6 protein-coding genes are annotated in these 13,428 nt (G+C 59.4%); all 6 read right to left on the bottom strand.

What is annotated here, in order from left to right:
- Window positions 1-491: 491 nt before the first annotated feature.
- Window positions 492-4,397 carry a DNA-directed RNA polymerase subunit beta' gene (locus tag AC1EJZ_RS11075; RefSeq protein WP_480294984.1) on the bottom strand — a complete coding sequence of 1,302 codons (3,906 nt, stop codon included), beginning with the start codon at window positions 4,395-4,397 and terminating at the stop codon, window positions 492-494.
- 150 nt (window positions 4,398-4,547) lie between these two features.
- Window positions 4,548-8,027: a DNA-directed RNA polymerase subunit beta gene (rpoB, locus tag AC1EJZ_RS11080; RefSeq protein WP_480294985.1), complete on the bottom strand. Its 3,480-nt coding sequence runs from the start codon at window positions 8,025-8,027 to the stop codon at window positions 4,548-4,550.
- Between the two features lie 750 nt (window positions 8,028-8,777).
- Entirely contained in the window at window positions 8,778-10,127 is a 1,350-nt protein-coding gene (locus AC1EJZ_RS11085; RefSeq protein WP_480294986.1) for a serine hydrolase domain-containing protein, read from the bottom strand.
- 399 nt (window positions 10,128-10,526) lie between these two features.
- Window positions 10,527-11,540: a dTDP-glucose 4,6-dehydratase gene (gene rfbB / locus AC1EJZ_RS11090; protein ID WP_480294987.1), complete on the bottom strand. Its 1,014-nt coding sequence runs from the start codon at window positions 11,538-11,540 to the stop codon at window positions 10,527-10,529.
- 255 nt (window positions 11,541-11,795) lie between these two features.
- Entirely contained in the window at window positions 11,796-12,182 is a 387-nt protein-coding gene (gene rplL, locus AC1EJZ_RS11095; RefSeq protein ID WP_070725389.1) for a 50S ribosomal protein L7/L12, read from the bottom strand.
- A 102-nt stretch (window positions 12,183-12,284) separates the two neighbouring features.
- On the bottom strand, window positions 12,285-12,806 hold the full coding sequence (rplJ, locus tag AC1EJZ_RS11100) for a 50S ribosomal protein L10 (protein ID WP_058237180.1): 522 nt from the start codon (window positions 12,804-12,806) through the stop codon (window positions 12,285-12,287).
- Between the last annotated feature and the right edge of the window lie 622 nt (window positions 12,807-13,428).

Raw genomic sequence — 13,428 nt, forward strand, 5'->3', positions numbered from 1 at the left:
ACCAGCGCCCCATTCCTGTTAACCAAACCCCACCAAGTCCTCACCGACCACGCCGAAAAAACCCACGGACACTAACCAAACAGAGAAACCACAAAGTAAACCGAGAAAACACCAGCTCATTCAAGAAAGATAACCGCCTCGACATCGCAATCGGTACTTCCTTGAAAGAGACAGTGACTGAGCGGGGAGGGAGTCGCCAGACCACACAATGAATCTCTCTCGCGCACCTTAAGCTTTCCCTCACCGCACAAGCTCTCCTTCACCGCACAAGGAAATTCGCCACTCCACAACGAGGAGCCTCCACCACACCGCTTAAGGCAACTCGCCCAGTCGCGGAGGAAATACTCCCCTCAGCGCACAAAAAGCCTCACCACACCGTAACGAGGGACCTCATCACACCGTGCAAGGCACCACACCGCGCCATAAAAAGAAGCGGCTGGTGCAAGCCCGCCGCAATTCGCGGGCTTACACCAGCCACCTGAGGTTAACGGTCAGTTCTGGCCGTGGAACGGAATTCCGAAATCGATCGAGTCGAGCGAGGCCAGGAAGGACTCAGGAACTTCTCCATCCTGGAAATCCAGTTCGGAATAGTTCGCATCGGCCATTGCCTCAGCAGTGGGCTCCACGACAACCTGGTTGTAGCGAGCCAGGCCGGTGCCGGCCGGGATCAACTTTCCGAGGATGACGTTCTCCTTCAGACCCACCAGGTGATCAACCTTGCCGTTCATGGCGGCTTCGGTCAGGACCTTTGTGGTCTCCTGGAAGGACGCAGCCGACAGCCACGAATCCGTTGCCAACGACGCCTTGGTGATACCCATCAGCATCTGGCGACCTGACGCGGGCTGACCGCCCTCGGCGGCAACTCGACGGTTGGCCGACAAGTACGCTGAACGATCCACCAGCTGACCCGGCATGAACGAGGTGTCGCCCGGCTCCAGAATAGTGATCTTGCGCAGCATCTGGCGCACGATGACCTCGATGTGCTTGGCGTGAATACCCACACCCTGATCGCGGTAGACCTTCTGCACCTCATCAACCAGCTGCTTCTGAGCCACATTGCGGCCCATAATACGCAGGACCTCCTTGGGATCCAACTGGCCTTCAGTCAACGGGGTTCCAGCTTCGATGTGGTCGCCCTCGTTCACCAGGAGTTTCTGGCGACGAGTCACCTCGATGATTGAATCCTCACGGCCATCATCGCGAGTGATCACGATCTTGCGTGAACCGGGATCTTCGTCGTCAATATGGACGCGACCGGCGGCCTCGTTCATCTTGGCTTCAATCTTCGGGCTGCGCGCCTCGAAGAGCTCCTGAACACGCGGCAGACCCTGGGTAATGTCAGCAGCCGACGCAGCACCACCGGTGTGGAACGTACGCATCGTCAGCTGGGTACCAGGCTCACCAATCGACTGAGCTGCGATAATACCGACAGCTTCACCGATCGAGACGCGCTTACCGGTGGCCAGCGAACGGCCGTAGCAGCTGGCGCACACGCCCACCGCCGACTCACAGGTCAGCACGGAACGGGTCGTCACCTCGGTCACACCGGCGGCAACCATCTGAGCAATCAGGTCATCACCAATGTCGGTGCCAGCCTCCGCCACGACAGTGCCATCTTCACCCACCGCATCGCGGGCAAGCGTACGGGCGTACGCAGTAGTCTCAACCGCTTCAACGGCTTCCCACTCGTCAAACTCGTTCTTGCGGGCGATCGGCACGCGAATGCCGGCGCGGGTACCGCAGTCCTCTTCACGCACAATCACGTCCTGCGACACGTCGACCAGACGGCGGGTCAGGTAACCAGATTCGGCGGTACGAAGAGCGGTATCAGCCAGACCCTTACGAGCGCCGTGAGTTGCGATGAAGTACTCCAGAACCGTCAGGCCTTCACGGTAGTTTGCCTTAATCGGACGCTCAATGAGCTTCTGCTTCGGGTCAGACACCAGGCCACGCATACCGGCGATCTGCTGGACCTGGCTCCAGTTACCACGAGCACCCGACGACACCATGCGGTAGACGGTGTTGCGCGCATCGAAGTTCTGACGCATGTCGTCAGCAACTTCCTCAGTGCACTTCAGCCACAGCTTGACCAGTTCCTCGTACCGGGTTTCTTCCAGGATGATACCGGTGTCGAACTGGTCCTGAATCTCCGCAGCTTTGGCTTCGTAACGCGCCAGGATTTCTTCCTTGCGGTCTGACGCTTGAATGTCAGAGAACGCGATTGTGATGCCAGACCAAGTTGACCAGTGGAAACCGGCAGCTTTCAGTGCGTCCAGAGATTCGGCGACGAGGACGTTCGGGTAACGCTCCGTCAATGTGTTAACGATCGTTCCCAGCTGCTTCTTACCCACAACGTAGTTGACGAACGGGTAGTCGACCGGCAGAGTCTCGTTGAAGATCGCGCGCCCCAGCGAGGTTTCCAGCAGGATCGGATCGCCCTCTTCCCAGTTCTCCGGGACTTCCCAGCCCTTGGGCGGCACAATGTCGGTGAAGCGGATCCGTGCACGGGCATTCAGATCCAGTTCGCCACGATCAAACGCCATACGTGCCTCAGCCACTGACGAATAGCACGGCACAACCGGCTCACCGTTTTCATCAGTCGCCACCTCAACAGCCGGATCAGGATCACTGGTCAGGTGGAACAGACCAATGATCATGTCCTGCGACGGCATTGCAACAGGGCGACCGTCGGAAGGCTTGAGGATGTTGTTCGTCGACAACATCAGGATGCGTGCCTCAGCCTGAGCCTCAGCACCCAGCGGGAGGTGGACTGCCATCTGGTCACCGTCAAAGTCAGCGTTGAACGCGCCACAGGCCAGCGGGTGCAGCTGAATAGCTTTACCTTCAATCAGCTGCGGTTCGAAGGCCTGAATGCCCAAGCGGTGCAGTGTAGGTGCGCGGTTCAGCAGCACCGGGTGCTCACGAATAACGTCGTCGAGGACGTCCCACACCTCGGGGCGCTGGCGCTCAACCTTACGCTTGGCTGCCTTGACGTTCTGCGCGAACGACTTCTCAACCAGGCGCTTCATCACGAATGGCTTGAACAGCTCCAGAGCCATCTGCTTGGGCAGACCGCACTGGTGCAGTTTCAGCTGCGGGCCCACCACGATGACCGAACGGCCCGAGTAGTCCACGCGCTTACCGAGCAGGTTTTGACGGAAACGACCCTGCTTACCCTTGAGCATGTCAGAGATCGACTTCAGCGGGCGGTTACCAGGACCGGCCACGGGGCGGCCACGACGGCCGTTGTCGAACAGCGCGTCCACAGACTCCTGCAGCATGCGCTTTTCGTTGTTGACAATGATCTCGGGCGCACCCAGCTCCAGCAGCCTCTTCAGGCGCGTGTTACGGTTGATGACGCGACGGTACAGATCGTTCAGGTCCGAGGTCGCAAAGCGGCCACCGTCCAGCTGAACCATCGGGCGCAGATCCGGCGGGATGACGGGGATAGCGGTCAGCACCATCGACTCCGGCTTGTTACCGGTTTGCACAAAGGCGTTGACGACCTTCAGGCGCTTGATCGCACGGGTCTTGCGCGGGCCCGACTCGTTGGCGATCGTGTTGCGCAGGTTCTCCACTTCGGCATCCAGGTCGAAGGTCTGCAGACGCTTCTGAATGGCGGCTGCACCCATATCGCCCTTGAAGTACGTGCCGTAACGCAGCTGCATGGCGCGGTACAGGCGCTCGTCACCTTCCAGGTCACCAACCTTGAGGTCGCGGAAACGCTCCCACACGGTCTCCAGCTGTTCCAGGTCGCGGTCGAAACGGCGGCGAATCTGCCCCATTTCGCGTTCCCCTGCCTTGCGTTCACGGTCGCGATCGGCAGCTTTGGCGCCATCGGCTTCCATCTGTGCCAGGGTCTGCTCCAGCTTTTCGGCGCGCTGGTTGATCGCGTCGTCACGCTGGGACTCCAGGTGGCCCTTTTCAACTTCGAGCTCGCTGCGCAGGTCGGCAAGGTCCTCGTTGCGACCCTTTTCGTCAACCTCGGTGATCATGTAGGCAGCGAAGTAGATAACCTTTTCGAGGTCCTTCGGAGCCAGGTCCAGGACGTATCCGAGGCGTGAGGGCACGCCTTTGAAGTACCAGATGTGCGTGACAGGCGCTGCCAGGTCGATATGACCCATGCGCTCGCGACGCACCTTCGAGCGTGTGACTTCGACGCCACACTTTTCACACACGATGCCCTTGTAGCGCACGCGCTTGTACTTGCCACACGCACATTCCCAGTCGCGGGTCGGACCAAAAATCTGTTCACCGAACAAGCCGTCGCGCTCAGGCTTGAGGGTGCGGTAGTTAATCGTTTCGGGCTTTTTTACCTCGCCGTGGGACCATCCTGAGATGTCATCTGTCGTTGCCAGGGTGATCTTGAGGCTGTCGAACGTCTTAGCGTCGATCAAGGTCTCGCTCCTTGCATTAGTTCGTCGGTTCCAGCGTAAGTGGTCTGCTCAAGCCCGCCGCTGGAGGGGCTGAGGTTCCCCGCAAGCGCGTCGCCCTCGTTCGTCGTCTTGATTGACGAGGGCGACCTGTGCGCCGCGGAACCGACTGAGTTAAATGGCGTCAATGGTTGCTGCTGCGTTCGGACGGGCATCCAAGGTGATGCCCATATCCTCTTGCGCATCGTACGATTCGTCCTCGTCGCGCAGGTCAATCGGGTTGCCTGCCGCGTCGAGTGCTTCAACGTTCAAGCACAGCGAGCGCATTTCCTGGATGAGGACCCTGAAGGACTCTGGAATACCAGGTTCCGGGATGTCTTCACCCTTGACAATGGCTTCGTAGACCTTGACACGTCCAACGGTGTCGTCCGACTTGATGGTGAGCAGCTCCTGGAGGGCGTAGGCGGCACCGTAGGCCTCCAGTGCCCACACCTCCATCTCGCCGAAGCGCTGGCCACCGAACTGGGCTTTACCACCCAGCGGCTGCTGCGTAATCATCGAGTACGGGCCGGTTGAACGGGCATGAATCTTGTCGTCAACCAAGTGGTGCAGCTTGAGCATGTAGGCGTACCCCACTGCGATGGGGTACGGGAACGGTTCACCCGAACGGCCATCAAACAGCTGAGCTTTACCTTCATCGTTGGTCAAGCGCTCTCCATCACGGTTGGGACGAACTGAACGCAGCAGGCCTTGCAGCTCCTCTGCTTCCAGACCGTCGAACACGGGGGTTGCAACCAAGGAGCCGGGCTCGGCGCTGATGCCGTTCTCAGGCAGGAACTTCGTCCAGTCTTCGCCAGCTTCCTTCGCCTTCGTGGCATCCCAACCCTGGTGGGCCAGCCAGCCGAGGTGGTACTCGAGCACCTGACCGACGTTCATACGTCCAGGAACACCCAGCGGATTCAAGATGATGTCCACAGGTGTGCCATCTTCCAGGAACGGCATGTCTTCGACAGGCAGAATCTTGGAGACGACTCCCTTGTTTCCGTGACGGCCAGCCATCTTGTCACCAATGGTGATCTTGCGGCGCTGAGCCACGTACACGCGCACCGTCTGGCGCACGCCGGGGTTCAGATCGTCTTCTTCGTCATTGAACTCGCGCACGCCAATGACGATGCCCTCTTCACCGTGTGGGACACGCAGGCAGGTGTCGCGCACTTCGCGCGCCTTCTCACCGAAGATGGCGCGCAGCAGGCGCTCCTCACTGGTCAGTTCGGTTTCACCCTTCGGGGTGACCTTGCCGACCAGGATGTCGCCGGCCTGAACCTCAGCACCGATGCGGATGATGCCGCGTTCGTCAAGGTCAGCCAGTGATTCCTCGGACACGTTCGGAATGTCGCGCGTGATTTCCTCGTCGCCCAGCTTCGTTTCGCGGGCGTCAACCTCGTACTCCTCAATATGGATGGAGGTCAGGACGTCATCCTGCACGACGCGGCGTGACAGAATCACGGCATCCTCGTAGTTCAGGCCTTCCCACGACATGTAGGCGACCAGCAGGTTCTTTCCGAGGGCGACTTCACCGTTGTCGGTGGCCGGGCCATCAGCCAGAACGTCTGCTTCTTCAACGCGTTGGCCTTCCTCGACAATGACACGCTGGTTCGTGCAGTTGCCGGGGTTGGAGCGTTCAAACTTTTCGAGTCGGTAGGTGTCGCGGCCACCCTCGTCAGTTTCAACGACGATCAAGTCGGCGCTGACCTCGGTGACGACACCGGCGCGCTCAGCGATCACCATTTCGCCTGAGTCCTGAGCGGCGCGGCGTTCCATGCCGGTGCCGACCAGTGGGGCTTCGGTGCGCAGCAACGGGACAGCCTGGCGCTGCATGTTCGCGCCCATCAGGGCTCGGTTGGCGTCATCGTGCTCGAGGAACGGGATGAACGCGGTGGCAACAGAGACCATCTGACGTGCAGAAACGTCCATGTAGTCAACGTCGTCGCGTGCAACGAGCAACGGGTCTTCGCCGGAGAGACGGCACAGAACCATCTCTTCGGCAAAAGTGTTGTCCTCCGTCAGCGGCGATGATGCCTGAGCGATGTAGTGGCCGTTCTCGTCATCAGCGGTCAGGTACTCGACCTCGTCGGTGACGTGGCCGTCACGCACCACGCGGTACGGCGTCTCGATGAAACCGAAGGGGTTGATGCGCGCGAACGTCGCCATCGTGCCGATCAGACCAATGTTTGGGCCTTCAGGGGTTTCAATCGGGCACATGCGTCCGTAGTGCGACGGGTGAACGTCACGGACCTCCATGCCGGCACGGTCACGCGACAGACCACCAGGGCCCAGTGCCGACAGGCGGCGCTTGTGCGTCAAACCGGCTAGCGGGTTGTTCTGATCCATGAACTGTGACAGCTGGGATGTTCCGAAGAACTCCTTGATCGCTGCGACAACGGGGCGGATATTGATCAGCGACTGAGGCGTGATCGAATCGGCTTCCTGCGTTGTCATGCGTTCACGCACGGTGCGTTCCATGCGCGCCAGGCCGGTACGCACTTGCGACTGGATCAGTTCGCCCACCGCGCGGATACGACGGTTACCAAAGTGGTCAATATCGTCCGACTCAACGCCGACTTCCACGGCTTTGCCGCCACGCACGCCGGTGAACGTCTTGTCACCCTTATGCATCGAGAGCATGTATTTGATGGTCGTGACGATGTCTTCCAGCGTCAGAACGGAGGTACGAGGATCCGCATCCAGAGCCAGCTTCTTGTTGATCTTGTAGCGGCCAACCTTCGCCAGGTCGTAGCGCTTGGAATCGAAGTAGAAGTTGTTCAGCAGTGTCTGAGCTGCGTCGACGACTGCGGGCTCACCGGGGCGAATCTTGCGGTAGATATCCAGGAGAGCTTCCTCCTGGGTGTCGACCGTGTCCTTCTCAAGGGTTTCCAGCAAAACCGGGTAGTCCGCGAACTGTTCACGGATCTCAGCTTCGGTCATGCCGATAGCCTTGAGGAAGTGAGTCACCGACTGCTTACGCTTGCGGTCGATACGCACACCCACTGCGTCGCGCTTGTCGATCTCGAATTCGAGCCAGGCACCGCGGCTGGGGATGACTTTGGCTCCGAAGATTTCCTTATCGGAGGAGCGGTCAGATGTGCGCTCGAAGTACACGCCAGGCGAACGGACCAGCTGGGAGACGACGACGCGCTCCGTGCCGTTAATGATGAAAGTGCCGCGCTTGGTCATCAGGGGGAAGTCACCCATGAAGACGGTCTGCGACTTGATTTCGCCGGTCATGTAATTCATGAACTCAGCGGTGACGTACATCGGTGCTGAGTACGTGTAATCCTTGGCCTTTGCCTCTTCGACCGAGTACTTCGGGCGTTCGAGTCGATGGTCGCGGAATGACAATGACATGGTTTGTGCGACGTCTTCAATCGGCGAGATCTCCTGGAAGATTTCTTCCAGCCCGGAAACGTCCGGCACGTCGAATCCGCCTGAAGCTTTCGCAGCCTCAACGCGTTGTTTCCAATTGTCGTTCCCCAGAAGCCAGTCGAAGCTCTGAATCTGCAGACCCAGCAGGTTCGGGGCCTGCAAAGGTTCGCGAAGCTTCGCAAATGAGATACGGTTCCTGGGCTGATGTGCAGTGGTGCTACTGGCAGCCAAAGGGTGTCCTTCCCTGCAGTCGGTGAGTGCGCGCTCCCGCCTGCCGCCCCTATCTGATACTGTGTCGCTAGCACACTTAGCGCTGGTCTCGCGTGCGGGCACAGCTCACCTCGGGCGTCATCAGGCGCAAATAGTTATGTTAGAATCCTTCGCCGCCGTCGGCAAGGGGTATGCGCGAAGCTGTGCCCAATCTCACGGACCCCACCGCCGTGTTGCTTGGGGCCTGACCGGCGCTTTCACTTTTCTCTGCCCCTCCCGTTCACTGTTCTTTGCCCCCGTCTACTTTTCTCTGTCCCTCCCCTTCACTGTTTTCCACCCTTTCCATTCGCTGTTTCTGCCCTTTCCGTCTGGCTGGTTGTTGCCGGCGGCTGGTCGCCGTCTTTTCCCAGCCCCGAGTGCCGCCTCTCCCTCTCCCCCTCTCCCTCTCTCCTCCTCTCCCTCCGCTTCCCTTCTGTCGATCTCGACCGGTTCTCTTCGCAATTGACGAGGGTACCCATCCGTTTATGCAGGTCGCAGGCGCGGACGTGCAATGACACCCGAACTGAGTGCGCTGAGATCGACAGATGGGTGAATCGAAGGGAGGAAGTCAAGATCGACGGTCGGGTAAATGAGGGGAGAAAGTCGAGATCGACAGACGGGAATAGTACGGAAGGGGGTGGTGAGAGAAAGCGAGCACGGGAACGAACGGCGAACCGAATTAGGAACCGCTCGCCAGGTGCTCAATACACGCGAGCCAGCAGACACCAGGCCCTACCGGCCGCCGCCAAGGATGTCGCGAATACAAGCAGACAGCAGCACTGACTTCGGGTCCAGTCCGCCAGGCTCGTTCATGCGGCGCACATTGTATCCGAATGCCAAGCCGTAGAACGGATCAGCAAAGCCCAACGCTCCGCCCGCACCGTCGTGCCCGATAGCCTGATAGGAGCCAAACGGGAACATACCATTGGGCTTTTGAAACACCCGAGCAAAGCACATGACGTTTTGCAGCACTCGATCCATCCCGAACACCTGCTGCGTTCCCATTAGTTTCACCGTGTCAGGCGTTAAGAACGGCTCAGACAGATCATGGCGTGGGTTTCCCTCGTCAATTCGTGAAACAGAACAGTCGTTGAGACCGGTGACAGCTGCTGCGTACAGGCGAGCCAGGCCGCGAGCGGAACCGACCCCACCTGTCGACGCAACGCCGGCGGCACGAATATGGCGGTGGTTCGGTGTGGGTGTGTTGTCTGGCTCAATGACGCCGCCACCGAGTGCGGACAGCGCGCCAAGCGAATCTCCGAGCTCGCACTGGCCTACCGCTGCCGCAAGCTCATCAGCGCTGACAGGCCCGGCGCCAGGATCGTCGGACAGAGCGGCCGTTCCCGGAACCCGTTCGCCACGCTTGTCACGTTCCGCCAGGGCTTTCTCGAAGGGGAGAGACGGCAGGATGGGTTCGTAGCGATCATCTTCCGATTCAGGAAAGCCGATATAGAAGTCAATGTCACGTGGGGCACGAACCTCACGCTCGTAATGGGTTTGCAGGTCCTCGCCGGCGACTCGACGGAAAAGTTCCTCCATCAGCGGTCCGATCGTGCGGCCGTGGTAGCCAAACGCCGTGCCCGGGCGCCACAGCGGTGCCATGGCTGCCAACTTTGCCGCCATCCCGCGCGAGTCATAGGGCACATCCATCAAACGCATCGATTCTTCGCCAAGCAGTCCCGCCTGATGGGACAGCATTTGACTGACTGTAATCTGGTCTTTGCCACAGGCGGCAAACTCCGGCCAGTAATACGCAACTCGCTGCTCAAGATCCAAGTCACCTGAGTCAACCAAGCGCGCCAAGGTCAGTGCGGAAGCACCTTTTGTTGCCGAGAAAAACCCTGTAACCGTCTGCCCATCCATGAGACCGCCGCCCCATAAGTCAACGATCTTGTCACCGTTGACGTAGGCGCACACCTGAGCAGAGTAGGTGGGATCGCGCTGGAGCATGCGTGCGAAAAGAGTCTTGACCGACTCGAATCGTTCGTCGACCCAGCCGTGCACCTCTCCGGCGCGGCGCGGCTCATCCGCGTCGATGTCACGTGCGGCTGCATCTGTCCGGCTGTTCATTTCCGTATTCATGGCACTCTCCTTTGCGCGCTTGCACTGTCAGTTTCTCGCAGGTTCACCGCCGCTGCCACCGCTACCGCCGCACGGGCCGATCCGCATACCGCCCTTCGCTCCCTCACACCCCTCGTCCCCCATCTGTCGATTTCAACGGGTCTGAGTGACCTATTGCCGAGCAGACTCCGCTCCTTTTGCAGGTCAGAAGCTCGCGAGCATATACGGCGTGTGTGCAAACGAGGTGAGATCGACAGTTGGGGAATGGAATGGAGCGCGGAGTTGAAGCTGCCGCCTTCGCCGAGAGCTTCGGGAGCACAGAAAACCCGCATACCTGCAATTACGCGACGCACCAGTCGCAGCTTGGCGCCCCAGTACACATCCTGCCCCCACACACCGAGGATGCAGACGGCGAGATCTTCAGTGCCCCCAGCGCGCGTACTGATCTTCAATGACATCCTTGCCGTCACGCCACCACGATTCATGTGAGCGATACCAGGCGATCACCTCAGCCAGCCCCGCTTCAAAATCCCTCTTTTCCGGCTCCCACCCAAGATCCCGGCGCAGTCTGCTCGCATCCAGCGCGTATCGGCGATCATGGCCGGGCCGATCCCCGACCCAGTCGAAGTCATCCTCGTCCCTGCCCATGAGGCGCAAGATCGAGCGTAAAACGTCACAGTTGGAACGCTCCCCTTCGGCGGAAATCAGGTATGTTTCTCCGGGTATGCCGCGACACAGGATCTGCCAAACGGCCGCCGAATGGTCGTCGACATGGATCCAGTCGCGAACGTTTCGTCCATCGCCGTACAGCTTGGCGCGCCGGCCAGTCAAAATGTTCGTGATCTGTCGAGGAATGAATTTCTCAATGTGTTGATATGGTCCGTAGTTGTTCGAGCTGTTCGAAATCGTCACCCGGACACCGAAGGTGCGAAACCACGCGCATGCCAGCAGGTCAGACGAGGCTTTGCTGGCGCTGTAGGGGCTTGACGGCTTTACGGGTGATTCTTCAGTGAATCGCATGGAATCATCGAGAGCCAGGTCGCCGTACACTTCGTCGGTGCTGACGTGATGAAAGCGCCGCTCATGGTGCCGGCATGCCTCCAGCAGTCTGTAGGTGCCTGAAATGTTAGTGTGGATGAAAGGCTCGGGGTCAGCAATCGATTTGTCATTGTGGCTTTCGGCGGCAAAGTTCACGACGGCCTCGTGGTCAGCGACCAGGGATTCAACCAGCTCCTCGTCACAAATATCCCCAACGACGAGGGCGACTCTGCCGGGCGGCAAACCATCAAGATTGTGCCGGTTGGCGGCATAGGTCAACTTGTCGAGCACCGTGATGCGAATATGAGGATCGCGTTCGAGTGCGAATCGCACAAAGTTACTGCCGATGAAACCACAGCCACCGGTGACCAGCAGGGAGTTCATGGTGTCCGACATGGATCCTCCTTTCCCCTCGTCAATTGTCACACGGAAAGCACTCCCACTCGGAGCAGCGGGGCGCGGCATTCGCGTGCAGACATCGCGGCCGGGCGGCTAGCGTGCAGACATCACGGTTGCGGGGCTCGCGCGTCATCGCCTGCCCACACTTCGCACAGTGGCCACACCGCCCATATACAAGTGTCGCGGCCCAGCTGATGCTGAACCGCGACAACTTGATATGCGCTTAAGCTAGCGCGAGAGTTTCAAGTGAAATCACTTGAGGGTGACGGTGCCGCCAGCCTCTTCGATCTCTGCCTTGGCCTTCTCGGCGTCTTCCTTGGAAGCGTTCTCGAAGATGGTCGACGGTGCGCCGTCAACCAGGCCCTTGGCGTCCTTCAGGCCGAGGCCGGTGAGGGACTTGACAGCCTTGATAACGGCAACCTTCTTGTCGCCGGCTGCTTCGAGGACAACCTCGAACTCGGTCTTTTCCTCAGCTGCTGCTTCTTCACCGGCAGCGGCTGGTGCTGCAACAACGGCGGCGGCCGGTGCGGCAGCCTCAACGTCGAAGACCTCTTCGAACTGCTTGACGAAATCGGACAGCTCGATCAGGGTCATTTCCTTGAAAGCTTCGATGAGCTCATCTGCGGAGAGCTTAGCCATGAGTGGCATCCTTCCTTGTTTGGCCTGCTACGCGAGCAGATTACGTTGTGTAAATGAGTCCGGGTGCATGGCGGTGAGGCCAGTAACCCGGGGCCTGTCGCGTCAGGCCGCTTGCTCCTGCTTGTCGCGAAGAGCATCGATTGTGCGCACAGCCTTGGTGGGCAGTGCATTGAATGCGTACGCAGCCTGGGAGAGCTTCGCCTTGAGGGCACCTGCAGCCTTGGCCAGCAGGACCTCGCGGGATTCCAGATCAGCAAGCTTCTTGACGGCGTCAGCATCGAGTGCGACACCATCCATAGCGCCAGACTTCAAAACCAGCGCCGGGTTATCCTTGGCAAAATCACGCAGCGTCTTGGCGGCCTCAACCGGCTCACCGCTGACGAATGCAATAGCTGTCGGGCCCTTCAGGTCGTCCTCGAGGAAATCGAATCCGACTTCGCGGGCCGCCAGCCGTGCCAGCGTGTTCTTCACCACGGCGTAGCTCACGTCATTGCCCAAACCGCGACGCAGCTCCTTGAGCTGTGCAACGGTCAGACCGCGATATTCAGTCAGCAGCACGGCATCCGAGTTGCGGAACTTCTCCGTCAGCTCGGCGACAACTGCCTCCTTGTCAGACCTCGCCATGGTCCTCCTTCCGAAAAGTCAGCCGCCGTACCCACGAAAAAGCCCGACACGCAGGTTCGTGTCGGGCTTGCACCACGCTTGTCCAGTTTCCCGCAAGGGAGCTGTTCAAGTCACGTTACCTGCGTCGGTCGCTCTTGCGCTTCGATCTACTGTCAGTAGATGTCCGACGGTCTTTGGCTGTTCCACTATACCAAGATCGATGTGCGGCCTCTACTGTGCGCTGTGTGCAACAAAGCACGTTTGCGTGCCGCTATTTATTCCCGCCCTTATGCCTCTGGCATCCTGCACATTCCCACGTGTTCTCCTCTCGCTTTTTCTCGCCGTTCTCTCCGCTCGCTCTCTTAGCTCCCCTCGGCATCCCTCTTGGCCTGCTCTCGACCTGCTCCTCGGCCTTCCTCTCCGCCTTCCCTCATCTTCCCCCCTCCCCCTCATCCTGTCCGCATTAATCCCCAACTGTCGATCTGGAGCTCCCGTTATCGTCCTAATTGACGAGGGAGGCCCACACCTTCCGCGAATAACACTCTCTGACCAGTGAAAACGTTCGTCAGTGTTGAAAGCCAGTAATCCAGCCCGCCTTCTTGGTCCATCGAGATCGACAGTTGGGATTGGTAGGGGTGGGTGG

The sequence above is a fragment of the Pauljensenia sp. C0170B5 genome, assembly GCF_056590195.1.

Excerpts from the sequence above, each read along its gene's own strand:
- AC1EJZ_RS11085 (WP_480294986.1), bottom strand. The coding sequence starts at position 10,127 with ATGAATACGGAAATGAACAGCCGGACAGATGCAGCCGCACGTGACATC.
- rplL (WP_070725389.1), bottom strand. The coding sequence starts at position 12,182 with ATGGCTAAGCTCTCCGCAGATGAGCTCATCGAAGCTTTCAAGGAAATG.
- rplJ (WP_058237180.1), bottom strand. The coding sequence starts at position 12,806 with ATGGCGAGGTCTGACAAGGAGGCAGTTGTCGCCGAGCTGACGGAGAAG.
- rfbB (WP_480294987.1), bottom strand. The coding sequence starts at position 11,540 with ATGTCGGACACCATGAACTCCCTGCTGGTCACCGGTGGCTGTGGTTTC.